The following is a 23,281-nucleotide window of genomic DNA, read 5'->3' as shown; positions in this document are numbered from 1 at the left end:
CCGGGCCGCAGCGACCCAGGCGCCGGCTGGGGCGCGAGCGCAACCGCGCGGGCGCGGGCGGAGCGGTGGGCGGCCGGTCAGCGGCGCCCGCGGCGGGCCCGGACGTAGTCGTCGATGACGTAGCGGCCGAGGTCCTCCGCGTCGGGGCTGAAGACGCGGCCGCCGTTGCGTTTGGCGACCGCGCCGACGAAGCGTTGCAGGCCCGGGTCCTCGCCGAGCATGAAGACGTTCAGGGTGGCGCCGTAGCGGGTCAGCTGGTCGACCTCGCGGACGGTGGCCTGGATCGTCTCGGTCAGCGGGGGCCACCAGAAGACGGCCTCGCCGTCGTCCTCCAGGTGGGCGGTGGGTTCGCCGTCGGTCACCACCAGGACCACCGGCTCGGCGCCGGGATGGCGGCGCAGGTGACGGCCGGCCAGTTTGAGGGCGTGCTGCAGGTTGGTGCCTTTCTCGATCGTCGGCTCGATCGCGGCCAGCTCGCCCTGCGACAGCGTCTGCGCGTATTTGCCGAAGCCGACGATCTGCAGCGCGTCCTGCGGGAATTTCGTTGCCACCAGATGCGACAGGGCCAGGGCCGTCTGTTTCATCGGGCCCCAGCGGCCGTCGGCGAACATCGAGTAGGACAGGTCGACGCAGAGCGCCACGGCGGCCGAGGCGCGGCGCTCGGTCTCGGCGACCTCGAAATCGTCCGGGGCGAGACGCACCGGGAGGGTGCCGATCCCCCCGGCGGCCCGGCGGCGGACCGCGTTGCCGATCGTGCGGACCACGTCGAGCGGCTGGTCGTCGCCGAACTCCCAGCGCCGCGACGAGCCGATCAGGTCACCGGCCGCGCCCGCGTCGCGCATGTCGTGCTGGCCGCGTTTGCCGGCGATGTCGTGGAAGATCTTCGACAGGGCGGTCTGGCCGAGCCGGCGCAGCGCTTTCGGGGCGAGCGTGAGTCCTTCCGCGTCGCGCTGCACCCAGCCCTGGCGGCGCAGCTCCCGCTCCAGCTCGCGCAGCCGGCGCAGGTCGTCGGCGGCGCCCCGGCCGAGCTGGCGTTCCACCGCCTCCACGTCGACGTCGTCGAGGGTGGCGCCGGGATGGTCCTGGTCCAGCTGCTCGATCAGCTCGTCCAGGTCGGCGATCTCGCCGAGCGCGGAGGCGGCGTCGCCGTACCCCAGATCGCCGGGGCCGCGCATCCGCTCGCCGCGGCCCCAGTTGAGGTTGGGGCGCAGCCCTCGCAGGTTGTCGGTGAGCTGGGCGAGCTGCCCGCGCAGCGGGCCGTCGCCGAGGGCCTGCTCCATCAGGCGTTCCAGCTCTTCGCGCTGCTGCGGGCTGAGCGAGCGCAGCAGCCGCTCGGCGGCCGCGGCCTGCCGGGCCAGCGAGTCGATCAGCTCGTCGACGTTGCGCGGGTTGTCCGGGAAGAACCGGCCGTGCTTGGCCATGAAGTCACGGAACGCGTCGCCGGTGTCCTCGCCGCGGGCATGACGGGCCAGCAACTCGTTCAGATCACCCAGCATTTCCGATATCTCGGACATGTCGCCCTGCTGCAAGGCTTGCCGCATGCCCGCGAAGCGCTGCGAGACGATCTCTTCCCGCAGTCCGTCAAGGATCTGCTGATAGATGGCCCGAGCCTCCTCGGACGCCCACTCATAGGAGGACAGCTCCGAGATCGCCTGGGATGTGGAGCGGGGCAGGCTGTCCAGGACCGCCTCGTTGAACCGGGCCGCCTCGTCGTCACGGGCCGCGAGGGCGTCCCGCTCCGCGGCGAGCGCCTGGTCGAGCATCTGCCGCGCCCGGGTCACCGCGCCGTCCAGGTTGCCCCGGCGCAGCGCGTCGCGCCGCAGCCGGCGGGCCCGCTCACGCAGCGCGTCCAGCCCGCGGCCGTCGCGCGGCCCCCGGCGGATCAGGTCACGCAGCGCGTCCCGCAGGCTGTCGCCGGCCAGGACCCGCTCCCCCATCTCGTCGACGGCGGCACGAACGTCGTACGGCGGGGCGAGCGGATCCGGCCCGTCCCGCCAGGCCCCGTAGCGAAAGACGTTGCGGCTCACCGCTCAGCTCCCGTAGATGGTGCGGCCGTCGTCGGTCAGCTCCTTGGCCAGCCGCCGGGTCAGGTGCAGCCCCTCCAGGGCGAACTCGATGCCCGAGGCCGCCTGCCCGGGGCTGGGCGCGTCGCCGAGCCCGAGCCGGTCGAGCACCTTGGCCAGGCCGGGCACCGTGCCGATCTGCGCGAGCAGCTCCTCCGCGCTGACCATCTCACCGGTCTCGATGATCGCGCCCTCGGCGACCAGGTCGGTGAAGCCGGACAGGTCCAGCCCGGCGAGCCGGGCCCGGAACGTCTCGGCCGTCGCCACCCGCAGCAGGTGCGCCAGGATCTCGGTCTCCCGGCCCTCCTCACCGCTCTCGAACTCGACCTTGCCGCGCAGCGTCGAGGTGACCGAGACCGTGTCGCAGACGCGGGCCACCGCCTCCCGCTCCCCGCGCAGCCCGGCCCGGCGCAGCGCGGAAGCGGCGACCGTCTCGGCCGCCGCGATCGCGAAGCGGGCCGAGACGCCGGAGCGCGCGTCCACCGACGGCGACTCGCGCACCGCCCGGGTGTAGCGGGCGAGCACCTCGACCAGGTGCTCCGGCAGCGACGCGACCAGGGCCGCCTCCTGCCGGATCAGCGCGGTCTCCAGCTCCAGGTCGACCGGGTAGTGGGTGCGGATCTCGGCGCCGAAGCGGTCCTTGAGCGGGGTGATGATGCGGCCCCGGTTGGTGTAGTCCTCCGGGTTGGCCGAGGCGACCAGCAGCAGGTCGAGCGGCAGGCGCAGCTGATAGCCGCGGACCTGGATGTCGCGCTCCTCCAGCACGTTGAGCAGCGAGACCTGGATGCGCTCGGCCAGGTCGGGCAGCTCGTTGACCGCGAAGATGCCCCGGTTCGTCCGGGGCACCAGGCCGAAGTGGATCGTCTCCGGATCACCGAGGGCCCGGCCCTCGGCCACCTTGATCGGGTCGACGTCGCCGATCAGGTCACCGACGCTGGTGTCCGGAGTGGCCAGCTTCTCCCCATAGCGCTCGGAGCGGTGCAGCCAGGAGATCGGCAGCAGGTCGCCGCTCTCGGCGGCCAGCCGCCGGGCGGCGGGTGTCAGCGGATGGTACGGATGCTCGCGCAGCTCCGACCCGGTGATGAACGGGGTCCACTCGTCGAGCAGCCCGGCCAGCGCCCGGATCAGCCGGGTCTTGCCCTGGCCCCGCTCACCGAGCAGCACCATGTCGTGGCCGGCCAGCAGGGCCCGCTCCACCTCGGGGAGCACGGTGTCCTCATAGCCCACGATCCCGGGGAAGCGCGGCTCGCCCGCGCTCAGCTTGCGAAGAAGGTTGTCGCGCAGCTCTTCCTTGACCGTGCGGAACTCGTGCCCGGTGGCACGCAGCTCGCCCACGGTGCGCGGCAGGTCGGCGGGTGGGTTGGGTGTGATCGCCTCTGTCACCGCAAGAACGCTACTCCGGAGATATGACAAACCACGATTGTGTGGGCCGACACATCCAGGCCCGCGAGATTGGCTCTCGCCCGGGCCGGGTGCCGCGCGGCACGCTCACCCCATGACGGAGATTCAGCGGTACGTGGCCTTCAGCGACGATCCGGCCGGCGGCAACCCGGCCGGTGTGGTTCTGGACGCGGCCCAGCTCGACGACGCGAAGATGCTGGCGATCGCGGCCGAGCTCGGCTACTCGGAGACGGCGTTCGTGACGGGGCGGCGCGGTGCGGCGTACCGAGTGCGGTATTTCAGCCCGCTCGCCGAGGTGCCGTTCTGCGGGCACGCCACGGTGGCCACGGCTGTCGCGCTCGGCCCCGGCGACCACCTGTTCGTGACGAACGCCGGCGAGGTCCCGGTCGCCGTCGCCGACGGGGTGGCGACGTTGACGAGTGTGCCGCCGGCCGTCAGCGAGCTGCCGGACGACGAGCTGACCGCCCTGCTGGCGGCCCTGCGCTGGGCCACGGACGACCTGGACCCGGCCCTGCCGCCACGGATCGCGTACGCCGGCGCGTACCACCCGGTCCTGGCCGTGACCAGCCGGCAGCGCCTCGCCGACCTGGACTACGACGTGCCGGCGCTGAAAGCGCTGATGACCGAGCGCGGCTGGACCACCGTGCAGCTGGTGCACCGCACCGGCCCGGCGTCGTTCGACGTGCGCGACCCGTTCCCGGTCGGCGGCGTCTACGAGGACCCGGCCACCGGCGCGGCCGCCGCGGCCTTCGGCGCCTATCTGCGTGAGCTGGGCGTCGTCGGGCCGGACGCCACGGTCGCGCTGCGCCAGGGCGACGACCTGGGCCGCCCGAGCCGGCTGACGGTCCGCCTGGTGGCCGGCGAGCCGGGCGTGCGGGTCAGCGGAAACGCGGTCCCGATCGTGGAATAGGCCGGCCGGGGCGGGACTTGGCAACAGGCATGACGGCTACCACCTTCGATCCGCGCGCGCTGCTCGCGGAGATGCGGCTCGGTGTCCTCGCCACGATCAAGGCGGACGGGCGCCCCCAGCTCTCGCCGGTCACGCACCACTACGACCGGGAGGCCGGGGTGATCATGGTCTCGATCACCGAGGGGCGGGCCAAGACCGCCAACCTGCGCCGTGATCCCCGGGCCACCCTGGAGGTGACCAGCAAGGACGGCTGGTCGTGGGCGACCGCCGAGGGGATCGCCACGCTCACCGGCCCGGCCACCGACCCGCACGGCCCGGAGGTGGAGGCGCTGGTCGACTACTACCGGCGGGCGGCCGGCGAGCACCCGGACTGGGACGAGTACCGGTCGGTGATGGTCGCCGACCGCCGGGTGCTAATGACGATGACCGTCGACCACGTCTACGGGGCGAGCCTGCGCTGACCGGCGCCGCCTAGGATTGCCCCTGATGAGCGCCACGATGATCGCCCGGGAACTCGCCGCGGGGCACGGCGACCGAGTCCTCTTCTCCGGCCTGGACCTGGTGGTCGCGCCGGGTGACGTGATCGGGCTGGTGGGGGCGAACGGGGCGGGCAAGACGACGCTCCTGCGTACCCTCGCGGGTCTGCTCCCGGTGGAGAGCGGGAGTGTCGCGCTCAGCCCGCCCACCGCCAACGTCGGATATCTGCCGCAGGAGCGGGAGCGGCGCGCCGGGGAGTCGGTGCGCGACTTCCTGGCCCGGCGCACCGGGGTGGGCGCCGCGCAGGCGGCGATGGACGCCGCCGCCGAGGAACTCGCGGCCGGCACGGCCGGCGCCGACGACCGGTATGCGGCGGCGCTCGAACGCTGGCTCGACCTCGGCGGCGCCGACCTGGAGGAACGCGCCGAGCAGACGGCTCAGGAGATCGGTCTCACCGGCCTGCTGGACCTGCCGATGACCGCCCTCTCCGGCGGGCAGGCGGCCCGCGCCGGCATGGCGTCGCTGCTGCTCAGCCGCTACGACCTGTACCTGCTGGACGAGCCGACCAACGACCTGGACCTGGACGGGCTGGCCCGGCTGGAGGCCTTCGTGGCCGGGCTGCGCGCCGGCGCCGTGCTGGTCAGCCACGACCGCGAGTTCCTCACCCGCACCGTCACCAAGGTCCTGGAGCTGGACCTGGCCCAGCAGCAGATCCACCTGTACGGCGGCGGCTACACCTCCTACCTGGAGGAACGCGCCCGCGCCCGCTCACACGCCCGCGAGCAGTACGAGGAGTACGCGGAGAAGAAGGAAGACCTGCTGGAACGCGCCCGGACGCAGCGCGCCTGGATGGACAAGGGTGTGCGCAACGCCCGCCGCAAGGCCACCGACAACGACAAGAACGTCAAGGCGTTCCGTGGCGAGACCAGCGAGAAGCAGGCCGCGAAGGCCCGGCAGACCGAGCGGATGATCGAGCGCCTGGAGGTGGTCGAGGAACCGCGCAAGGAGTGGGAGCTGCGGATGGAGATCGCCACCGCGCCCCGCGCCGGCGCGGTGGTGGCGACCCTGCGCGACGCGGTCGTGCGCCGCGGCGACTTCACCCTGGGCCCGGTGACGCTGCAGATCGACTGGGCCGACCGGGTGGCGATCACCGGCGCCAACGGCGCCGGCAAGTCCACGCTGCTCGCCGCCCTGCTCGGGCGCGCCGACCTGGACGAGGGCAGCCGCCATCTCGGCCCCGGCGTGGTGGTCGGTGAGGTCGACCAGGCGCGCGGGCTGTTCCTCGGCGACGAGCCGCTGGTCCGGGCCTTCGGCGCCGCGGTGCCGGACTGGAACGACCCGGACGTGCGGACGCTGCTCGCCAAGTTCGGCCTGAAGGCGGCACACGTGCTGCGCCCGGCCGCGTCGCTGTCGCCGGGCGAGCGGACCCGGGCGGCGCTGGCGCTGCTGCAGGCGCGCGGGGTGAACCTGCTGGTCCTGGACGAGCCGACGAACCACCTGGACCTGCCGGCCATCGAGCAGCTGGAGTCGGCGCTGAGCGGTTACACCGGCACGCTGCTGCTGGTCACGCACGACCGGCGGATGCTGGAGGCGGTGCACACCGACCGGCACCTGGAGGTCGCCGACGGCAAGGTCACCGGCTGAGCTCGTACCGGCGGCGGTAGTCGCGCGGGGAACTGCCGGTGACCCGTTTGAAGGCGTTGCTCAGCGCGCTCTCCGAGCTGTACCCGACGCTGCGCGCGATGCTCGCCACGCCGTCGCCGCGGCGCAGCCGGCCGGCGGCCAGCTCGATGCGCCAGTCGGTCAGGTAGTCGAGCGGGCCACGCCCGACCGACTGCCGGAACCGGGCAGCGAGGGTGGACCGGGACACCGCTGCCACCCGGGCCAGGTCGGCCACCGTCCACGGCTCGGCCGGCCGGGCGTGCATGGCGCGCAGAGCCGGCGCGACCACCGGGTCGGAGAGCCCGCTCAGCCAGCCCGGCCCGGTGCCGGCCCCGCCGGCCAGGTGCAGCCGCAGCATGTGGATCAGCATCACCACCGCGAGGTGCTCGGCGACCAGGGACGCGCCGAGCGGGCGGTCCCGCAGCTCGGTGTCGATCTGGTCCAGCGCCCAGCGCAGCGTGGCCGCGGTGGGCGCCGAGCCGGGCACCCGGATCACCGGCGGCAGCGCGTCGAGCAGCAGCTCACGGGCCCGGTCGCCGAAGTCGAAGCGGCCGCCGATGCTGAAGAAGTCGCCGCCGGCGCCGGTACGGGCCACGCCGTTCTCGGCCGCCTCGAAGATCGGCCCGGCCGGCTGCGGCGTCACCCCCGGCCCGCTGGCCAGGACGAACAGGCGCGGCTGCACCAGCAGGAAGCAGTCCCCCGGGCCGAGGGCGATCGGTTCGGGCACCCCGTCGACGGTGAGCACCGCGTGCCCGCGCCGGACCGCGTTGAACTTCACCGCCGGCGGCGCCTCGAAGGCGACCGCCCAGTCGCCGCCGGCCTCGAACGAGACGGAGAACCGGCTGGTCGTGCCGACGAGGGCGAGGACATCCTCAAGCGGATCAACATGCTGGACGCTCACGCAACAATCCTGGACGCGACAGCATTCTGAGTCCAGGTTCGCGCTCGTACGGTTGCTCACATGACACGCTTCACCACTCCGTTCACCGCCGCCACCACCGCCGCCGAGGTCCTGCGCGACGTCGACCTGACCGGTCGCCGCATCCTCGTCACCGGCAGCGCCTCCGGGCTCGGCGCCGCGACCGCGCATGCCCTCACCGATGCGGGTGCCGAGGTCGTCGGGCTCACCCGCCGGGAGATCGACCTGGCCGACCCTGCCTCGGTGCGGGCCTACACCGAGCGCTGGACGGGCCCGCTGCACGCCGTGGTCGCCAACGCCGGGATCATGGCGCTGCCCACCCGCCGGCTCGCCGCCAACGGCTGGGAACTGCAGCTCGCCACCAACTTCCTCGGCCACTTCGCCCTGATCACCGGCTTGCACGAGCACCTGCGGGCGGCCGGCGGCGCCCGGGTGGTCATGGTCAGCTCGGGCGCCCAGCTGATCTCCGGCGTCGACTTCGACGACCCGCACTTCGAGCGCCGCGCCTACGAGCCGTGGGTCGCCTACGGCCAGTCCAAGACCGCGGACGTGCTGCTCGCGGTCGCCCTCGCCAAGCGCTGGGCGGCCGACGGGATCACCGCCAACGCCCTCGCGCCGGGCCGCATCCACACCGCCCTGCAGCGCCACCTGGACGCGCCGACGATGCAGTCGATGGGCGCCATGGACGACGACGGCAACCTGCTGCACCCGGAGAACTTCAAGACCCCCGAGCAGGGCGCTGCCGCCTCGGTGATGCTGGCCGCGTCGCCGCTGCTGGCCGGCGTGACCGGCCGCTACTTCGACGAGGACAACCAGGAGGCCCCGGTGGTGCCGGGCGGCACCGGCCTGCAGCACGGCGTCGCCGAGTGGTCGGTCGACCCGCAGGCCGCCGACCGGCTCTGGAGCCTCGCGGTGGGCGCGCTGGGCGGTCAGCCGCCGGCTTCCTGAGCGTCCACCGGCGGGACGACGTCGAACAATTGCTCCCGCCACGAACCGAAGGCTCGCCGCGTCCCGCCGGCGTCGAGGATCCGGCCCCCGAACTGCTGCACGCCGGCCAGCCGGCCGCGGAACCTGCCGCCGTCCAATGCCGCGGCCTTGGTGGTCTTCCGCGACGGGTACTTCCACGGGACCCGGACCAGGGCGCCGTCACGCCACGGCACCTCGGGCCGGCCGGTGTGGTCCGGATCCGATCCACCGTCGAGGACGCGCCGCCAGCGCTTGTTGTCGATGCGCAGAGATCCGTAGACCCACAACCGCCGAGGGCTGCCCGCCAGGCCGAGCAGAAACTTCGGCGCGCGGCTCGGCTGGTCGGTCCACTGTGGTAGATAGCGGTCGAGGGCCCACCACTTCTCCAACTGCCAGATCACGTCGTCGAGGAACTTGTCGCTCTGGTCGGCGTCCCGGGGCATCCTGGGCCAGGTGCCCCGGCGTTCCCCGCCGTCCAGTGGTTTCGGTGACACCCGCACGACGATGGCGCCGCCGGCGGCTGCCACCTCCTGCCGGGTCAGGGCCGGCTCGTATCGACGTCCACCCAACGACTCGGGCAGCCCCGTCGGTGTGAATCTGCGCAGGTTGCCGTGCACCTTGTTGAAGATGTCCTGATCCCACAGCGCCGAGATCAGGGCTGCTTCCATGCCCTGAGCCATCTCGTCGTCCGCCGCGGGGATGGTCTCCACGAGCGGCTCCCGGCCGGTCTCGCGCAACTCCTCGATCCACCGTTTCAGCGGCCGGCGTTCCGCCTCGGATTCGATCTCCGAAGCCGCCTTGAGCCAGCCGGGGAGCCGGTTGCCGGTTCCCTTCCCGACATACCGGATGCGGGCCGTGTCGGGGTCACGGAACAGGTAGACGTAGTGGGTCTTGGACGAGCCGGTCCGGCGCTTCGCGGCGGCCATCAGGGCCTCCGGGTGACGACGTGTGCAGACATGCGACGGATTCTGCTGGACAGCGGATCGCAACGCTTCCCGATGTCTCGATGCCGACGCTGCCGGGCGTCACGGGCCGGTGGTGGTGAAGGGCGCGCTCAGCGGGCCCTCGTTGGCGGAGCGGTCGAGGCCGCTCAGGCAGTAGGTGACCGTGCCGGAGGGCGGCTTCGGGTCCCTCACCGCGGTGCCCGTGCGGCCGGTCGACACCAGGGCGGCGCCGTCGGGACCCGTACGGTAGAGGGCCCAGCTGGTGGCCTGCCCACCCGGCGCCGTCGTGATGACGATCGAGCCGTCGGCGGCGCGTTCGGCGCCGGTGATGCTCGGCGCGGCGGGCGGCTGGGCCGGCAGGTGGGCCATCCGTGGCGGCAGGGCCGGCGAGGCGTAGTGCCGGCTGCGGTACCGCTCCACCGCGCCCAGCTTGTTGCCGCGGATCTGCTTGGCGCTGAAGTGGATCTGGCCCTGGATGCCGTGCTTGTCGTTGAGCTGCATCTGCCGGTCCAGCTCGGCGGGATCGCTCCAGTCGCCCTTCTCGCCGATCCGGTAGTCGGCCATGCCGATGTAGAGCTGCACGTTCGTGCCCTTGACCGTGCGCACCCACCAGGGCAGCACCTTGGCGTAGTCGGCCTTGTCGAAGCCGATCGTCCAGTACAGCTGGGGCACGATGTAGTCGAGCCAGCCCTCGCGGACCCAGCGCCGGGTGTCGGCGTAGATCGCGCTGTAGCTCTCCAGGCCCTTGGTGTCGGAGCCCTCGCCGCCGTTGCGCCAGATGCCGAACGGGCTGATGCCGAACTTCACCCACGGCTTGATCTGCCGGATCCGCTGCTGCATCTCGCGGATCAGGGTGTTCACGTTCTCCCGGCGCCAGTCGGCCTTCGACTTGCCGGCGCCGTACTTCGCGTACGACGCGCTGTCGGGGAAGTCCTCGCCCTTCTCCGGGTACGGGTAGAAGAAGTCGTCGAAGTGCACGCCGTCGACGTCGTACTTCTGGACCGCCTCCAGCATCGAGTCCTCGACGAACTTGCGCGCCTCCGGGATGCCCGGATCGAAGTAGAGCCGGCTGGTCTTGCCGGTCGGGTAGGCGATGCGCCACTCCGGGTGGGTGCGCAGCGGATGGTTCGGCGCCAGCTTGGTCAGGTCGGCGCCCGCGCCGGCGGGCGCCGGCTGGGTCCCCCGGTACGGGTTGAACCAGGCGTGGAACTCCAGGTTCCTCTTGTGCGCCTCGTCGACCATGAACGCCATCGGGTCCCAGCCAGGGTCGGAGCCGTCGAGCCTGCCGGTGAGGAAGTTCGACCACGGGGCGAACTTCGACGGCCAGAACGCGTCGCCGCTCGGCCGGACGTGCACGAAGATCGCGTTGTGGTGCTGCGCGACGGCCAGGTCCAGCCACTTCAGGTACTCGGCCCTGACCTGCGCCTCGGACAGCCCCGGCTTGCTCGGGAAGTCGATGTTGTAGACCGTGGTCAGCCACATGCCGCGCAGTTCGCGGTTGGCGCGCACCGGCTGGGTCCCGCACTGCCCGGCCTCCGTCTGCGCCGGCGCCTCGACGACCGGCACGGCGTCGTCGCGCACCGCGGCCGGCTCGAAGAGGGCGGCCCGCAGCAGTCCGAGGCCGAGCACCGCCACGACCAGCAGCACCACGGAGGTCAACAGGGCGATCTGTACGGGGGGCCGGCGAAGCAAGGTCACAGCACCGACCGGTAGACCTCGAGGGTGTCCTCGGCGATCCGGGCCCAGCTGAAGTGCTCCACGGCGCGCCGGCGCCCGGCCTTGCCCATCGCCTCGGCCAGCTGCGGGTCACGCAGCACCCGGGTCAGCGTGGCGGCCAGGTCGGCGACGAACTTCTCCGGGTGCACCGGGGTGCCGGTGCCGTCCTCGACCTGCTCGATCGGCACCAGCAGGCCGGTCTCGCCGTCCGCGACCACCTCCGGGATGCCGCCGGTCGCGGTGGCGACCACCGCGGTCTCGCAGGCCATCGCCTCCAGGTTGACGATGCCCATCGGCTCGTAGACCGACGGGCAGACGAAGACCGTGGCGTGCGTGAGGACCTGGATGACCTCCTGCTTGGGCAGCATCTCCTGCACCCAGATCACGCCGTGCTCGTCGCGGGCCGCGCGCAGGTCCCGGGCCAGGGCCTCGACCTCGGCGGCGATCTCCGGCGTGTCCGGGGCGCCGGCGAGCAGGATGATCTGGGCGTCGGCGGGCAGGTCCTGGCAGGCCCGCATCAGGTAGGGCAGGCCCTTCTGCCGGGTGATCCGGCCGACGAAGACGACGCTCGGCCGGCTGCGGTCGATGCCGAGCCGGTCGACGACGTCGGTGCCGTGGTCGGGCGAGTACAGCTCGGTGTCGATGCCGTTGTAGACCACGTGGATCCGGTCCGGGTCCACCGAGGGGTACGCCTTCAGCACGTCGCGGCGCATCCCGCCGGAGACCGCGATGATCGCGTCGGCGTGCTCGATCGCGGTCCGCTCGCAGAACGAGGACAGCGCGTACCCGCCGCCGAGCTGCTCGGCCTTCCACGGGCGCAGCGGCTCCAGGCTGTGCGTGGTCATCACGTGCGGGACGCCGTGCAGCAGTTTCGCGGTGTGCCCGGCGAAGTTCGCGTACCAGGTGTGGCTGTGCACCACGTCGGCGCCGGCACAGCCGGACGCCATCGCCAGGTTCACCCCCATGGTGCGCAGCGCCGCGTTCGCGCCGGCCAGTTCGGCGGGTTCCGGGTACGCCGTGACGCCGGGCTCGTCGCGCTCGGCGCCGAAGCAGTGCACCCGCACCTCGGCGAGCCGGCGCAGGTCCCGGGAGAGGTACTCCAGGTGGACGCCGGCGCCGCCGTACACCTCCGGCGGGTACTCACGGGTCAGCAGGTCGGCACGGAGCGCGGGAAAGTCGGCCACGCCCGCAGGATAGTCGGCCCGGCGGCCGGCCGTTCAAGTCGCGCTCCGACCGGACGATAAGCGGGTACGTGAATCGGCTCGGGAATCGCGCATGGCCGGCCTACCTGTCGGCCGGCGCGGCGGTCACCGCGGCCACCATGTTCAGCCAGCGGTGGGCGGTCGCCGGCGCCACGGTGCTGCAGGTCTCCGCCGTGCTCGCGGTGCTCTACGGCCTGTACCGCCACCGGCCGGCCCGGCCGGTGTTCTGGTGGCTGGCGGCGGCCGCCCTCGGCTGCTACGCCGCCGCTCAGGCGTGGTGGCGGATCGGCTTCGCCGGGCGGCGGCCCGACATCCCCACCGAGACCTTCGACGACCTGCTGTTCTTCCTGGCGTTCGGGTTCTCGGCCGCGGCCCTGCTGGTGCTCGCCGGGCGGCACATCCCGCCGGTGCAGCGCCGCGCCGACGTGCTCGACGGGCTGATCGTCTTCGTCGCGATGGCCGGGGTCACCTGGACCGTCGCGGCCGAGCCGTTCCTGGTCCGGCACGGCGGCGACGTCCCGGCCGTGCTGCTGTTCGGCACGTACGAGGTGCTCGACCTGATCCGCATCTCGCTGGCCGGGATGGTGGTGCTGGCCGCGGGCCGGCGCAGCGTCGCGGAACGGCTGATGCTCGGCGGCACGCTGGTGCAGATCGTCGGGGACGTGGTGTTCACCACCGCGCAGGCCGGGCGCAACGTCTACGGCTGGGACCCGGGCGTGCTGGCCGGGCTGCGGATCACCGAGCTGCAGGACGTCTTCTGGGTGTTCGGCTCGGTGCTGATCGGCGCGGCGGCGCTGCACCCGGCGATGGCCACACCCGCGGTCGCGCGCAGCACCGACGGGCGGATGTCGCGGGTGCGGCTCGTCGTGTTCGTCCTGCTCGCCGTCGCCTGCCCGATGCTCTCCGGCGGCTTCCGCCCGGGGTCCACCACGACCGTCCTGCCGGTGCTGCTGTCCGCCGCGCTCTCCGTGCTGCTCGTGGTCCGGATGGGGGTGCTCGGCGGGCTGGTCCAGCGGCGGGCGGAGGCGCTCGACGCCGCCCTGCGGCAGCAGGACGTGCTGCGCGCCGAGCTGGAGCACCGGGCCACCCACGACTCGCTGACCGGGCTCGGCAACCGGGCCGCGCTGACCGCGGCGCTGGAGGCCGCGACGGCCCGGCCGGCCGGTGACCGCGGCTGGCTCGTGCTGCTCGATCTGGACGGGTTCAAGCAGGTCAACGACAGCCTGGGGCATCCGGTCGGCGACGAGTTGCTGGTCGCGCTCGGCGGCGACTTCCGCTCGGTGGTCCCGGACGGCCTGGTGGCCCGGCTCGGCGGGGACGAGTTCGCGGTGGTGCTCGGCCCGGCGCCGGCCGCGGTGGTCCGGGAGCGGACCGAGGCGCTGCTGCGGGTCGCCTCGCTCGCCCGCACGGTCAGCGGGCACCCGGTGCGGGTCTCGGCCAGCCTGGGCGTGCTCGATCTGGACAACGTCGGATCGGTGGCGCGGGCCCTGCACGACGCGGACACGGCGCTCTACGCCGCGAAGGGCGCCGGCCGGGCGTGCTACCGCTTCGCGCCGGCATGAGCGCCGGCCCGAACGGGAGGACGAGCGGCGGCATGATCAGTAAGATCATGGCAGCGCGAGCAAGATATTTCGAACCGCCCTTTCGGGTGGCGAACGGGCGGCCGGAACATTAGCGTCCTTCCCATGGCTGTCAAGGTGCTTGCGATCGTTCTGGCTGGTGGAGAAGGCAAGCGCCTGATGCCCCTGACGGCGGACCGGGCCAAACCCGGCGTCCCGTTCGGCGGCATCTACCGCATGATCGATTTCGTCCTGTCCAACCTCGCCAACGCGGGGTATCTCAAGATCGTCGTGCTGACGCAGTACAAGTCGCACTCCCTCGACCGGCACATCTCCAAGACGTGGCGGATGTCGACGCTGCTGGGCAACTACGTCACTCCGGTGCCGGCCCAGCAGCGGCTCGGCCCACGATGGTTCGCCGGCTCGGCCGACGCGATCTACCAGAGTCTCAACCTGATCAATGACGAGTCCCCCGACTACGTGATCGTCTTCGGCGCCGACCACATCTACCGGATGGACCCGAAGCAGATGGTCAACGACCACATCGCCTCGGGCGCCGCGGTGACCGTCGCCGGCATCCGCCAGCCGCTGTCGCTGGCCGACCAGTTCGGCGTGATCGAGGTCGGGCCGGACGGCAAGAAGATCCAGGCATTCCGGGAGAAGCCGCGCGACGCGGTCGGCCTGGCCGACTCCCCCGACGAGGTCTACGCCTCGATGGGCAACTACGTGTTCACCACCCGGGCGCTGTGCGAGGCCGTCTCCGCCGACGCGCAGAACCCGGACAGCAAGCACGACATGGGCGGCAACATCATCCCCATGCTGGTCGAGCGCGGCGAGGCGAACGTCTACGACTTCCGCGACAACGACGTGCCGGGCAGCACCGAGCGCGACCGCGGTTACTGGCGGGACGTGGGGACGCTGGACTCGTTCTACGAGGCCCACCAGGATCTGATCGCCACCCTGCCGATCTTCAACCTCTACAACCACGACTGGCCCATCTTCACCAACTACGGCTCCTGGCCGCCGGCCAAGTTCGTGCATGGGTACGACGACCGCCAGGGCCGGGCCATCGACTCGATGATCTCGCCCGGTGTGGTGGTCTCCGGCGCCCTGGTCGAGCGCTCGATCATCTCCCCGAACGTGCGGGTGAACTCGTGGGCGCACGTCGACGGCGCGGTGATCATGGAGGGTGTCTCGGTGGGCCGCCGCGCGGTGATCCGCAACGCGATCATCGACAAGAACGTGGTGATCCCGGAGGGCGCGCAGATCGGCGTCGACCTGGACCGGGACCGCAAGCTCTACACGGTCAGCGACAACGGGGTGGTGGTGATCGGCAAGGGCCAGCGGGTGGAGCTGTAATCACCCGCCCGGCGCCGCGACCGTTCAGTCACTGCCGCGCAGCGTGTAGGACGGGGAGACGCCGAACCGCTCCCGGTAGGCGCCGGCGAAACGGCCCAGGTGGGTGAAACCCCACCGGTACGCCACCTCGCTGACGCTGAGCTGGCCGGGGTCGGAGCGGGACAGCTCGGCGTGCACCCCGTCCAGGCGCAGCCGCCGCAGATAGGTGAGCGGCGGCATCCCGACGTGCTGGCGGAACGACTCCTGCAGGACCCGGACGCCGACGCCGGCCACGTCGGCGAGGTCGCCCACGGTGAACGGCCGCCACGGCTCCGCGTGCATCACGTCGAGGGCGCGTTTCACGGTGCGCGGGCGGTGCGGGCCCTGCAGGCCGGCCGGCTCCTCGCCGTACGGATGCTCGACGGTCAGCGCCAGCCCGCTGACCACCATGTCCCGCCAGCGCGCCGCCATCCGGGGCTGACTGGCCAGCCCGTCGGCGTCGCGCAGCTCGGCCAGCAGCAGCCGGACCATCGCCGCCCAGGTCCGGCCGGGGCCGTCGACCAGGTCGAAGGTGGCGCCGAGCGGGAGCGGCGAGACCACCCGCTGGTCGAGGGCGGCGTCCAGCTCGCGTTCCAGGGCGCCGCGCTCGATCTTGACGCTGAGCAGCCGGCAGGTGCCGGGCCAGTCCAGCTCGATGTCGCCGGTCGGCCGGTAGACCACGGCCCGGGTGGGGTCGGCCTCGACGACCGCGCCGCGGTGCCGCGAGCGCAGCATCCCGGTGAGCGGCACCAGCACGTGGTACGACGTCTCCAGCGCCCCGATGGTGACCCGGATGTCGGTGCCGTACCCCACCTCGCCGACGGTGATCGGGCCGAGCAGCACCACATCGGCGGAGAACTGGAAGGTGCGCGGGTCGCCGACCGGCTCGATCCGCAGCGGACCGTAGTAGATCTTGCGGCAGAACGCCCGCGCCTCCTCCATGTCGGTGGTGTGCAGTCCGACATGGACCGGGACATCCGCGCCGTGGAACAGGCTGCCCGCCATGGCGTCCACACTAGTCGCGGGACGGGCCACGGGCAGACCCCGATCGGGTATCGCCGCTCATCGAATCCGGCGAATGATCACGGGGCGGTCCGCCGGGACGTGCCCGGCGGACCGTCGCGTCAGGCCGCGACCGGCACCCGGCCCGGAACGGCGTGGGCCGGCCAGCTGAACATGGTGACCGCGCCGCCGCGTACCTCCACCTCGGCCAGCGGCTCGGCGGCGTCCTGCCAGATCAGGTAGCGGCCCTGCGGCAGGGCGTCGAGCACCACACAGTAGGTGACGCCGCCGCGCACGAACCGGGCGCGGACCGCGGCGTGCGTACGCTCACCGGGCTCCCCGACCGGGCTGACCTCGATCTCGTGGCCGTGCCACTGCGCCAGGGTGTCGATGATCAGGGCGCCGATCCGGCCGCCGATGTTCAGCATGACCGTGCCCTGCCCCGACGGAGCGAGGGTGTGGTGATGGTGGTGGTGGCTCATGAGGGGTTCCCGAATCCGTCGAACGGCGTCCCCAGGTAGGGGAACTTCTTCAGCAGCTTGGCGCTGGAGTCCTTGATGCTCAGGCCCTGCTCGACCGCGGCGGCCGCGGCGTCCGGCTCGAAGTCGGCGTTGACCAGCGGCACGGTCGCGCCGGCGATGGCCCGCAGCGAGATCGAGACCACGTCGTCGGCGATCCGCCGGCCGTTCGGGAAGCCCGCCAGGTCACCGCCGAGCAGGCCGAACTTGTTCTCCTTGGCGGCCGGCGGGATCGCGGTGTTCAGGCGCAGCATGTCGGCCTGCAGCTCACCGGTGTTGTTCTGGAAGCCGTCGATCAGCCCGTCCGGGATGCCGGTGAGCAGGATCGCCAGCAGGTCGGCACGCGGTTCCTTGGTCTCGTTGAGCGCGGCCAGGTTGTCGAACAGGCCCGGGTAGAGCACCGGCAGCAGCGCACCCAGCTCGGGCGTGGCGACGAACTCGGCGAACCGCTTGTCCTCGCTCGGCGGCAGGCTGTTCCACCTGTCCTTCTCCGCCATCGGAACGATGACCTCGTTGAACAGCGGGTTGCCGAGCCGGGACACCTGCACCTGCGGCCCGACCACCACGTCGCCGGACCTGCCGTCGCCGTTGCGGACCTCCACCTGGCGGCGGCCGGCCGAGGTCCACACCCCGATGACCGCGCCGGCGTCGCGGCCGCGGACCCGCTTCTTGCCGTCGCGGCGCACCATGTGCAGCGGGATCTGGATCGCGATGCTGTGCACGTTGGTCTTGTCGGTGGCGTTGACCGCCTTTCCGGCGTAGTTGAACAGGTTCTGCCCGACCAGGTGCTTGTCCTGGAACGGGCGCAGCGTGCCCAGGTCGAAGATGGCGCCCAGGTCGACGAAGAACGCGTCGGCGCGCTGGCCGGCGAAGACCTTCTCACCGGTCTTCAGCTTGTGCACGGCGTCGGCGGCGAGCTGCTCGTAATCGGGGATGGAGAGCGGGCCGACGTTGCACGGCGGGCAGGGCAGGTTCTTGGCGAGCACCGTGCTCTTGCCGGACGAGTCCACCTTGGTGACCGAGTAGAACTGGCGGCGGTTCCAGTTCTCGCTGTCCAGCGACTCGATCGGGCCGGTGTTGTAGAGGAACGTCCGGTCGTTGCGCAGCTCGGTACGGAACCGGAACTGATAGGTGACGTCGGGGCGGGCGTCACCGTTCGCGTCGATGTGGATCTCGTAGAGCACGTCGTCGCCGAACTCGAAGAAGTTCGGGCCGCTCGCCGGCAGCTGCAGCGGCACGTAGTTGGCGATCAGCGTGACCGTGTCGGGGTCGTCGGGGCTGACGAAGGCGTACAGGTCGGAACTGTCGGCCACCGGGTCCTTGCTGATCTCCGGGGCTTCGCGATGGGAAGACATCTTTTCCTCCGGGAGGTCAGCGGCCGGCGGCCTTGATCAGGCTCGCGGCGAGCTTCTTGTCGGTGATGGTCTTGCGCTTCTCACCGGAGAAGACGTCGATCGTGCCCTTCTTGGCGTCCAGGACCGAGACCACCAGGGGGGAACCGTCGCCGGCGGCGGACTCGTTCTCACCGGCCAGGCTCAGGCCGGCGACCGAGGCCGCGGAGACGCCGGCGCCGGTCGCGGCGAGGGCGAGAACCCGGCGGCGGGACAGCCACTGGCGTCCCTGGGCACGGTAACGAACACGACTCATGCTTGGCCTTTCGTCGTCGTTGGGGGCCGGACAGGCAATGCATCGTCGACGCCCGTCAGTACGAGATCCACAGCCGAGCGGTTCAACTCTTTTCGCGGCGGCGCAGCCGTGCGACGCCCGTACCGGCCGCCACCAGGGCGGCTGTTGCGAGCGCTCCCACGATCAGGAAGTGCCCGAAAGTGATCGTGCTGTCCTCGGCCGCGCCCGCCGCCTTCTCAGCGGCCGCCAGGACCGGCGCGGCGCTGCTCGGTTCCGGCGTAGCCGGCGCGGCGGTGCCCGGCGTGGCCGGCGCCTCGGATGCCGGCGCCGCTGCCGTGGGCGTGGCCTTCCTCGTCTTCGCCGGCCGCGCCGCCGGGGTCTTCGCCGCGGCCGGGAACACCAGGTCAGAGCAGGAGTAGTAGGTGTCCGGCGTGCTGGACGTCTCCCAGACCACATAGAGCACGTGCCGCCCGGTCCGCTCCGGCAGCTTCACCCGCATCCGGTAGGCGCTGTCGCGCAGCGGCGGGTCCTTCACCTCGGCGAGCGGCTGGGCGCCCAGGTCGTCCCAGGCCAGCTTCTTCTCCGGCGAGTACCCCGGACGGGTGAGATAGATCCGGAACGAGCCCTGGTGCGGGATCGTCCCCCGGTAGGAGACGCTGAGCCGCTGTCCGGAGCGCACCTCGGTCGCCGGGAAGTCGTCGCGGGCCAGGTCCAGGCCCCGGTAGGTGTCGATGCCCGCGCTGCACAGCTTCCCGTCCGGCACCCGCTGCCGGTCGTCGCCGTTCACCCCGGCCAGCCGCACGTTGTCGTACGCGCCGAGGAAGCCGCCGGTGGCCTTCAGCGCGGCCTTGCAGGCCGCGGCCGCGCGCTGCACGCCGTTGCCGGCGCACGCCGCGCTCCGGCTGATCGGCGTCATCGGCGCGCCGTGCGCCAGCGCGGGCAGAGGTACGGCGGGCACCGACGCGGCGGCGAGCAGACCGGCGATGGCGAGACGTCGGACGAGCACGGGATCTCCCGGGTACACGGTGACCGGGAGTTTCCCGGCCACCCGGGAGTACGTACTTCCGGCACCGCTCGTTCAGCGCACGCGCCGCTGTGATTGCATGGCCGAGTCCGGTAACAACTTGGAGGATTCATGAGCAAGCCCGACGTCGGCCCCATCCCCGACGCCCCCGCCACCGAACTGGCGATCGAGGACATCGTGGTGGGCGAGGGCCAGGAGGCCAAGCCCGGCGATTTCGTCAGCGTCCACTACGTGGGTGTCGCCCAGTCCACGGGCAAGGAGTTCGACGCCTCCTACAACCGGGGCGAGGCCTTCGGCTTCCGGGTCGGTGGCCAGCAGGTCATCGCCGGCTGGGACCAGGGCGTGGCCGGCATGAAGGTCGGCGGCCGCCGCCGGCTGGTCATCCCGCCGCACCTGGGCTACGGCGCCCGCGGCGCGGCCGGCGCGATCAAGCCCAACGAGACCCTGATCTTCGTGGTGGACCTGCTCGAGGTGCACTGACCAGCGATGTCCGAGCGGCCCGTCCGGATCACCGGACGGGCCGCTCGACGTTGTATGACAATCGTCTTACGCTGGCGGTGTGGGGTACGAGTGGTTGACGGCGGCGCTGGCCGCGCTCCGTGACGTCGCACCCCACGAGGCGACGGAGGTGCTCTCCGCGCCGCGGCGGCTGCCGATCGCGGCGGAGAGCGCCGGGGTGCACTTCCTGACGATCAGCGGGCGCACCCGGGCGGGGCGGCCACTGGTGGTCGCGGTCCGCCTGCTCGGCGGGCACCAGCAGCAGATCATCGGGGCCCGCGAGATGACAGCCGAAGAGCTGACCCGGTTCGAGAAGTGGGAGGCGTCATGAGATACAGCGACGACCAGCTCAGTGCCGCGGCCGCGGCGTTCGCCGACGGTCAGGTCACCTACCACGAGTCCCGGCCGGTGGCGCTGCCCCCGGTGCCGGAGACCGAGCCGATGGTGCCGCTCGGGGTCCGGGTGCCGCCGGCGCTCGCCCAGCGGGTCCGCGACGCCGCCGACCAGGCCGGCGTGCCCTATTCGCAGCTGGTCCGGGAGTGGATCGAGCTGGGGCTGACCGAGATGGCCGGCGACCTCACCGTCTCGGTGGCGGTGCTGCGGCGGGCCATCGCGCACGCCGCCCAGAGCGGCCACGCGGCCTAGCGCACTCCCCGCCAGCGGTGGCTGGCACGGTAGGCGTAGGCGCGCACCCCGTGCACGGCGCCGGTGGGGTGCAGGTCGGCGGTCGAGTTGCGCACCGGGTCGAAAGCCAGCGCCGCGTCCGTGGCCGCGGGCAGCGCGGCGCCGAAGCGCACCCGCCCGAACGCGTGCGGGCCGGCGAAGAGCAGCAGAGCGGCGCGGCCGGTGGCGGCCGCGGCGGCGACGGACTCCAGCGAGTCCCCCAGCGGCACGGCGTCCGGGTCGGCGCCCGCCGCCAGATAGACCTTGTGGCCCGCGCCGGTGCGGTAACCGGTGATCGTGCCGTACCGGGAGTCGAAGGCGCGCCGTGGCATCGGGACGTGCCGGGTCAGGCGGCTCTTGCCGGTGGTGGAGAGCAGCAGGTCGGTCTCGCCGACCCGGACCGCCAGGCCCAGGACGTCCGGCCGGCTGCGGCGGGTGCCGGCGCCCTTGGAGATCCGCACCGTCACCGGGTGCACGGCGGGGCGGCCGAGCAGCTCCGAACCGGTGCCGGACACACCCCAGATCTCCAGCTCACCGGTGAACGAGCGGCCGTCCGGGTGCAGCGACCGGCGGTGGCGGGAACGTGCGAGCCGGACGCCGAGCGCCAGCGCCGCACCGGACATGATCACGGTCATCACTCTCACAGCGCTCAGCCATACCCGTACGCCGGGCCGGCAATCACGGGCGCAGGTGCTCGACGGTGATGTCGTGATTCTCGGCCAGCCGCCTGGCGATCAGTGACCGGTGGCAGGCTTGCGCGTCGCGTTCGACACACAGCAGCGCCGCTGATCCGCGACCCGGCAGCGTGGCGACGAGCGGGGCGAGGTCGGCGCGGTCGAGGATCTCGGTGGTGTAGCGGCGGGTGTACTCGGCGGCCAGCTCGCGGCGTGAGCGTTTGCCGACACCCTGGCGGTGGTCCTCGGCGTACTGCAGGTGGCGCAGCTCGGTGGTCGGGGCGAGCTCGCGGTGGTGCTCGTAGGCGATCCCGGCGCCGGCCAGGGCCGCCTGCAGCCGCAGCGAGTTCGCCCAGGCGTACTCGGGGCCGCGGACTCCGCGGCGCTGGCGCACGTCCAGCAGCAGGCGGACGTCCGCGAGCCGCAGCCGCCGCAGGAAGGACTCGCCGTCGAAGCCGTAGACGCCGATCGTCACCACTGAGCGCACCGGAGCTCACCTCCCCTGCCGGCTGCCCGGGCCCGCGCGACGGGCCCGGGCAGCGTCGGTCACGCGACCGCGGTTCCCTCAAGCTCGACCATCTGGCCGGGAATCGCCAGCCGGGTCACGCCGAGCATCGTGGTGGCCGGCGCCACCCCGGCCGCGCCCAGCCGCGACGCCAGCACGCCGTAGTGCGGGAACAGCTGGTCGACGTCGGTGGTGTAGACGTTGAGCCGCACCAGGTTCGCCAGCGACATGCCGGCCCCGGCGAGCACGGCCTCCAGGTTGTCCAGGCTCAGCGCCAGCTGCCCCGCCATGTCGCCGTCGTGCTGGGGCTTGCCGTCCTCGCTCATCGCGGTCTGCCCGGAGCAGTACAGGGTCCGGGTCTGGCCCGAGACCAGTTCGCCCTGGTTGAACCCCATCTCCACCGACCACGTGACCGGGTTGACCGCCGTTCGCTGCACTGCCACATCCGCTCCATTCGACTCGTCCGGCCGGTTGGCCGCCGTTCTCGACGAAGCCTCGCAACAAATCACGACATCCTCTGTCGTGTATTCCGATAATGTTCGCGCATGCGCGCCGACCGGCTGGTCTCCCTGGTCCTGCTGCTGCGCCAGCGGGGCCGGCTGACCGCGGAGACCCTCGCCCGCGAGCTGGAGGTATCCACCCGCACCGTGCTGCGCGACATCGAGGCGCTGTCCGCCGCCGGCGTCCCGGTGCACGCCGAGCGCGGGCGGCACGGCGGCTTCGCGCTGCTGCCCGGCTTCCGGACCGAGCTGACCGGGCTCAACCACGACGAGGCGCTGGCCGTGCTCACCGCCGGGTCGGGGCGCGGCGAGCAGGTCTTCGGCCTCGGGTCGGCGCTCGCCTCGGCCATGCGCAAGGTGGTCGACGCGCTGCCGGAGAGCCACCGGGCCACCGCGAGCGACGCGGCCCGGCGGATCCTGGTCGAGCCGGAGACCGACCTGCTCTCCCGCCGCACGGCCACCGAGACGGTGCCGGACGCGACGATGGCCGAGGTCCGGCACGCGGTGCTCGCCGGGCGCAAGCTGCGCCTGCACTACGCGGCCGCCGGCCAGGCGGCACGGTGGCGCACAGTGGACCCGATCGGGCTGGTCACCGTGCGCGACCGCGGATATCTGCTGGCCCGGCGGGACGGTGACGACCGCACCTACCGGCTGTCGCGGGTGCTGGCCGCCGAAGCGCTGCCCGAGCCGGCACAGCGGCCCGACCGGGTCGATCTGGACCGGATCTGGCAGGAGCGCCGCGCGCAGTTCCTCTCCGACGGCCACCTCAGCGTGCTGGTGCGGGTGAACCCGGCGCGGCGCGAGGACCTGCTGGCCATGGCGGTGGCGGTCCGCGCCGAGGAACCCGGCGCGGACGGCTGGCCGCGGCTGGAGGTGACCTTCCAGGACTCGTGGCACGCCGAGTGGGCGCTGTGGCAGCTCGCGGCGAGCGCGGAGGCGCTGTCCCCGCCGTCGCTGCGCGCCGCGCTGCGCGAGCGGGCGGCCGCGCTGGCCGACCGCTACCAGCCGCTCGCCCCGCCACCCGCCTGAGCCCGGCACCCGGTCGCGCAACCATCCGCTCCAGCCCGGCGCCCGC

Annotated in this window: 24 protein-coding genes; 10 read left to right on the top strand and 14 right to left on the bottom strand. The window is 72.5% G+C overall.

The genetic code is table 11. The features are described 5' to 3' along the window. Positions 1-77: 77 nt before the first annotated feature. Together AB0F81_RS30540 and AB0F81_RS30535 are read right to left on the bottom strand one after the other, a co-directional pair. On the bottom strand, positions 78-2,027 hold the full coding sequence (locus AB0F81_RS30540; RefSeq protein WP_360202782.1) for a VWA domain-containing protein: 1,950 nt from the start codon (positions 2,025-2,027) through the stop codon (positions 78-80). 3 nt (positions 2,028-2,030) lie between these two features. Further along, on the bottom strand, positions 2,031-3,446 hold the full coding sequence (locus tag AB0F81_RS30535) for a sigma 54-interacting transcriptional regulator (RefSeq protein ID WP_360202780.1): 1,416 nt from the start codon (positions 3,444-3,446) through the stop codon (positions 2,031-2,033). Between the two features lie 112 nt (positions 3,447-3,558). On the opposite strand from AB0F81_RS30535, the gene AB0F81_RS30530 reads away from it, so the two are divergent. From AB0F81_RS30530 to AB0F81_RS30520, 3 genes are read left to right on the top strand one after another with little or no spacing between them, the layout of a single operon-like run. Then, a complete protein-coding gene (locus AB0F81_RS30530; protein WP_360202778.1) occupies positions 3,559-4,374 on the top strand; it encodes a PhzF family phenazine biosynthesis isomerase in 816 nt (271 codons plus the stop codon). A 29-nt stretch (positions 4,375-4,403) separates the two neighbouring features. Next, positions 4,404-4,835, top strand: coding sequence for a PPOX class F420-dependent oxidoreductase (locus AB0F81_RS30525; protein ID WP_360202777.1), 432 nt, complete (start codon positions 4,404-4,406; stop codon positions 4,833-4,835). Positions 4,836-4,860: 25 nt separating this feature from the next. Continuing rightward, complete coding sequence (locus AB0F81_RS30520) at positions 4,861-6,495, top strand: ABC-F family ATP-binding cassette domain-containing protein (RefSeq protein WP_360202775.1); 1,635 nt, start codon at positions 4,861-4,863, stop codon at positions 6,493-6,495. Here AB0F81_RS30520 and AB0F81_RS30515 read toward each other — a convergent pair. Then, positions 6,485-7,414, bottom strand: coding sequence for an AraC family transcriptional regulator (locus tag AB0F81_RS30515; protein WP_360202773.1), 930 nt, complete (start codon positions 7,412-7,414; stop codon positions 6,485-6,487). The genes AB0F81_RS30520 and AB0F81_RS30515 overlap by 11 nt on opposite strands. Before the next feature lie 60 nt (positions 7,415-7,474). On the opposite strand from AB0F81_RS30515, the gene AB0F81_RS30510 reads away from it, so the two are divergent. After that, positions 7,475-8,380 carry an SDR family NAD(P)-dependent oxidoreductase gene (locus AB0F81_RS30510; protein WP_360202772.1) on the top strand — a complete coding sequence of 302 codons (906 nt, stop codon included), beginning with the start codon at positions 7,475-7,477 and terminating at the stop codon, positions 8,378-8,380. On the opposite strand, the gene AB0F81_RS30505 is transcribed toward AB0F81_RS30510, so the two are convergent. From AB0F81_RS30505 to glgA, 3 genes are all read right to left on the bottom strand, one after another. Beyond that, a complete protein-coding gene (locus tag AB0F81_RS30505) occupies positions 8,362-9,324 on the bottom strand; it encodes a hypothetical protein (RefSeq protein ID WP_360202770.1) in 963 nt (320 codons plus the stop codon). The genes AB0F81_RS30510 and AB0F81_RS30505 overlap by 19 nt on opposite strands. A gap of 99 nt (positions 9,325-9,423) precedes the next feature. Beyond that, a complete protein-coding gene (locus AB0F81_RS30500) occupies positions 9,424-10,992 on the bottom strand; it encodes a family 10 glycosylhydrolase (protein WP_360202788.1) in 1,569 nt (522 codons plus the stop codon). Positions 10,993-11,036: 44 nt separating this feature from the next. Continuing rightward, the gene (gene glgA / locus AB0F81_RS30495; RefSeq protein WP_360202769.1) at positions 11,037-12,242 is read right to left on the bottom strand and encodes a glycogen synthase; all 1,206 of its coding nucleotides are present in this window, start codon (positions 12,240-12,242) and stop codon (positions 11,037-11,039) included. Between the two features lie 68 nt (positions 12,243-12,310). On the opposite strand from glgA, the gene AB0F81_RS30490 reads away from it, so the two are divergent. Both AB0F81_RS30490 and glgC read left to right on the top strand, forming a co-directional pair. Then, a complete protein-coding gene (locus tag AB0F81_RS30490; protein WP_360202768.1) occupies positions 12,311-13,822 on the top strand; it encodes a GGDEF domain-containing protein in 1,512 nt (503 codons plus the stop codon). Positions 13,823-13,945: 123 nt separating this feature from the next. Next, positions 13,946-15,178 (top strand): glucose-1-phosphate adenylyltransferase, encoded by a 1,233-nt coding sequence (gene glgC / locus AB0F81_RS30485; protein ID WP_360202767.1) that lies wholly within the window; start codon positions 13,946-13,948, stop codon positions 15,176-15,178. 24 nt (positions 15,179-15,202) lie between these two features. Here the strand turns inward: glgC and AB0F81_RS30480 are convergent, their stop codons facing one another. The 5 genes from AB0F81_RS30480 to AB0F81_RS30460 form a co-directional block, all read right to left on the bottom strand. After that, entirely contained in the window at positions 15,203-16,201 is a 999-nt protein-coding gene (locus AB0F81_RS30480) for an AraC family transcriptional regulator (RefSeq protein ID WP_360202766.1), read from the bottom strand. 119 nt (positions 16,202-16,320) lie between these two features. Continuing rightward, on the bottom strand, positions 16,321-16,680 hold the full coding sequence (locus AB0F81_RS30475; protein ID WP_360202765.1) for a phospholipase: 360 nt from the start codon (positions 16,678-16,680) through the stop codon (positions 16,321-16,323). After that, a complete protein-coding gene (locus AB0F81_RS30470; RefSeq protein WP_360202764.1) occupies positions 16,677-18,071 on the bottom strand; it encodes a DUF4331 domain-containing protein in 1,395 nt (464 codons plus the stop codon). Before AB0F81_RS30470 ends, AB0F81_RS30475 begins: the two co-directional genes overlap by 4 nt. A gap of 16 nt (positions 18,072-18,087) precedes the next feature. After that, the gene (locus AB0F81_RS30465) at positions 18,088-18,363 is read right to left on the bottom strand and encodes a hypothetical protein (protein WP_360202762.1); all 276 of its coding nucleotides are present in this window, start codon (positions 18,361-18,363) and stop codon (positions 18,088-18,090) included. 82 nt (positions 18,364-18,445) lie between these two features. Continuing rightward, complete coding sequence (locus AB0F81_RS30460; RefSeq protein ID WP_360202760.1) at positions 18,446-19,348, bottom strand: lytic polysaccharide monooxygenase; 903 nt, start codon at positions 19,346-19,348, stop codon at positions 18,446-18,448. A gap of 129 nt (positions 19,349-19,477) precedes the next feature. Here AB0F81_RS30460 and AB0F81_RS30455 point away from each other — a divergent pair, with 129 nt between their 5' ends. The 3 genes from AB0F81_RS30455 to AB0F81_RS30445 all read left to right on the top strand — a co-directional run bounded on the left by AB0F81_RS30455 (position 19,478) and on the right by AB0F81_RS30445 (position 20,509). Next, entirely contained in the window at positions 19,478-19,846 is a 369-nt protein-coding gene (locus tag AB0F81_RS30455) for an FKBP-type peptidyl-prolyl cis-trans isomerase (protein ID WP_360202758.1), read from the top strand. A gap of 79 nt (positions 19,847-19,925) precedes the next feature. Further along, complete coding sequence (locus AB0F81_RS30450; protein ID WP_360202756.1) at positions 19,926-20,195, top strand: hypothetical protein; 270 nt, start codon at positions 19,926-19,928, stop codon at positions 20,193-20,195. Beyond that, positions 20,192-20,509 (top strand): hypothetical protein, encoded by a 318-nt coding sequence (locus tag AB0F81_RS30445; RefSeq protein WP_360202754.1) that lies wholly within the window; start codon positions 20,192-20,194, stop codon positions 20,507-20,509. The genes AB0F81_RS30450 and AB0F81_RS30445 overlap by 4 nt, the downstream gene beginning before the upstream one ends. On the opposite strand, the gene AB0F81_RS30440 is transcribed toward AB0F81_RS30445, so the two are convergent. The 3 genes from AB0F81_RS30440 to AB0F81_RS30430 are packed head-to-tail and all read right to left on the bottom strand — an operon-like array spanning position 20,506 to position 22,143. Further along, positions 20,506-21,162, bottom strand: coding sequence for a hypothetical protein (locus tag AB0F81_RS30440; RefSeq protein ID WP_360202753.1), 657 nt, complete (start codon positions 21,160-21,162; stop codon positions 20,506-20,508). The genes AB0F81_RS30445 and AB0F81_RS30440 overlap by 4 nt on opposite strands. A 43-nt stretch (positions 21,163-21,205) precedes the next feature. Continuing rightward, positions 21,206-21,688 (bottom strand): DUF488 domain-containing protein, encoded by a 483-nt coding sequence (locus tag AB0F81_RS30435; RefSeq protein WP_360202752.1) that lies wholly within the window; start codon positions 21,686-21,688, stop codon positions 21,206-21,208. 59 nt (positions 21,689-21,747) lie between these two features. Then, the gene (locus tag AB0F81_RS30430; RefSeq protein ID WP_360202786.1) at positions 21,748-22,143 is read right to left on the bottom strand and encodes a RidA family protein; all 396 of its coding nucleotides are present in this window, start codon (positions 22,141-22,143) and stop codon (positions 21,748-21,750) included. 108 nt (positions 22,144-22,251) lie between these two features. On the opposite strand from AB0F81_RS30430, the gene AB0F81_RS30425 reads away from it, so the two are divergent. After that, on the top strand, positions 22,252-23,235 hold the full coding sequence (locus AB0F81_RS30425; protein WP_360202751.1) for a WYL domain-containing protein: 984 nt from the start codon (positions 22,252-22,254) through the stop codon (positions 23,233-23,235). The last annotated feature ends 46 nt before the right edge of the window (positions 23,236-23,281 follow it).

Origin of the sequence: Actinoplanes sp. NPDC024001 (assembly GCF_040638955.1) — a bacterium.
In the GTDB taxonomy this organism is placed as follows: domain Bacteria; phylum Actinomycetota; class Actinomycetes; order Mycobacteriales; family Micromonosporaceae; genus Actinoplanes.
The sequence above is the reverse complement of the archived record's forward strand: the minus strand, read 5'-3'. Positions and strand labels throughout refer to the sequence as shown.

Coding starts and splice junctions, on each gene's coding strand:
- AB0F81_RS30445 (WP_360202754.1), top strand. CDS start 20,192: ATGAGATACAGCGACGACCAGCTCAGTGCCGCGGCCGCGGCGTTCGCC.
- AB0F81_RS30425 (WP_360202751.1), top strand. CDS start 22,252: ATGCGCGCCGACCGGCTGGTCTCCCTGGTCCTGCTGCTGCGCCAGCGG.
- AB0F81_RS30455 (WP_360202758.1), top strand. CDS start 19,478: ATGAGCAAGCCCGACGTCGGCCCCATCCCCGACGCCCCCGCCACCGAA.
- AB0F81_RS30510 (WP_360202772.1), top strand. CDS start 7,475: ATGACACGCTTCACCACTCCGTTCACCGCCGCCACCACCGCCGCCGAG.
- AB0F81_RS30520 (WP_360202775.1), top strand. CDS start 4,861: ATGAGCGCCACGATGATCGCCCGGGAACTCGCCGCGGGGCACGGCGAC.
- AB0F81_RS30475 (WP_360202765.1), bottom strand. CDS start 16,680: ATGAGCCACCACCACCATCACCACACCCTCGCTCCGTCGGGGCAGGGC.
- glgC (WP_360202767.1), top strand. CDS start 13,946: ATGGCTGTCAAGGTGCTTGCGATCGTTCTGGCTGGTGGAGAAGGCAAG.
- AB0F81_RS30480 (WP_360202766.1), bottom strand. CDS start 16,201: ATGGCGGGCAGCCTGTTCCACGGCGCGGATGTCCCGGTCCATGTCGGA.
- AB0F81_RS30440 (WP_360202753.1), bottom strand. CDS start 21,162: ATGACCGTGATCATGTCCGGTGCGGCGCTGGCGCTCGGCGTCCGGCTC.
- AB0F81_RS30465 (WP_360202762.1), bottom strand. CDS start 18,363: ATGAGTCGTGTTCGTTACCGTGCCCAGGGACGCCAGTGGCTGTCCCGC.
- AB0F81_RS30530 (WP_360202778.1), top strand. CDS start 3,559: ATGACGGAGATTCAGCGGTACGTGGCCTTCAGCGACGATCCGGCCGGC.
- AB0F81_RS30525 (WP_360202777.1), top strand. CDS start 4,404: ATGACGGCTACCACCTTCGATCCGCGCGCGCTGCTCGCGGAGATGCGG.
- AB0F81_RS30470 (WP_360202764.1), bottom strand. CDS start 18,071: ATGTCTTCCCATCGCGAAGCCCCGGAGATCAGCAAGGACCCGGTGGCC.
- AB0F81_RS30505 (WP_360202770.1), bottom strand. CDS start 9,324: ATGGCCGCCGCGAAGCGCCGGACCGGCTCGTCCAAGACCCACTACGTC.